Below are 316 nucleotides of genomic sequence, written 5' to 3'. Positions count from 1 at the left end.
AGTAGGGGTCTAGCATGACTGACGCAGTAAGAAAGCCGAGGCCGGAATACCGGAATATCGGATTCGGCGATATCACGATGAAATATCGCATGCCGCTGGCAGCGATTCTGTCGATCCTCCATCGAGTCAGCGGCGCACTGCTGTTCCTGTTCCTGCCTTTCGTGCTGTTCCTCTTCGACCAGAGTCTCACGTCCGAACTCAGCTTCGAAGTCTTCAAAGCCTTCCTCTCCAACATCGTCGTCAAGCTGATCGTCCTCGCGTTGTCCTGGGCGTTCTTCCACCACTTCTGCGCCGGCATCCGCCACCTCGTGATGGA

The 316-nt window shown here is 56.0% G+C and carries 1 protein-coding gene; it reads left to right on the top strand.

Going from position 1 to position 316, the window contains the following annotated elements:
* Window positions 1-14: 14 nt before the first annotated feature.
* The coding region (sdhC, locus tag ACV22Z_RS35855) for a succinate dehydrogenase, cytochrome b556 subunit (RefSeq protein WP_448080959.1) at window positions 15-316 on the top strand (302 nt) is incomplete at its 3' end.

The sequence above is a fragment of the Burkholderia sp. PU8-34 genome, from assembly GCF_053427725.1.
The sequence above is the reverse complement of the archived record's forward strand: the minus strand, read 5'-3'. Positions and strand labels throughout refer to the sequence as shown.